This window comes from Streptomyces sp. SP17BM10 (assembly GCF_036322405.1).
GTDB lineage: Bacteria > Actinomycetota > Actinomycetes > Streptomycetales > Streptomycetaceae > Kitasatospora.
The window spans coordinates 1-306 of the sequence record NZ_JAQYXB010000302.1 but is presented as its reverse complement, the minus strand read 5'-3'; the positions used below and the strand labels follow the sequence as shown (position 1 = coordinate 306).

Genomic DNA, 306 nt, shown 5'->3' with positions numbered 1-306 from the left:
TTTTTTGTTTTTTTTTGGGGTGTTTGGTGGTGTTTTTTTTTTTTTTTGTTGTTTGGTGGTGTGTTGGTGTTTGTTTTTGTGTTTTTTTTTTTTTTTTTTTTTTTTGTGTTTGTTTTGTTTTTTGTGGTTTGTTTGGTGTTTTTTGGTGGGTTTTTGTTTTGTGTGTTGGTGTGGTTTTTGTTGGTTTTTGTGTTGTGGTTGGGGGTGGTGGTTGTGGGGTTTGTTTTGTTATTTTGTGTTTTTGTTTTTTTTTTGTTTGTGGTGGTGGTTGTTTTTTTTTTTTTTGTGGTCGGGAACCCCCACCCC

The 306-nt window shown here is 33.3% G+C and carries 1 protein-coding gene; it reads left to right on the top strand.

The genetic code is table 11. The features are described from left to right. Positions 1-306, top strand: a 306-nt coding sequence (locus PUR71_RS40930; RefSeq protein ID WP_329924456.1) for a hypothetical protein, incomplete at both ends; no start/stop codon positions are given.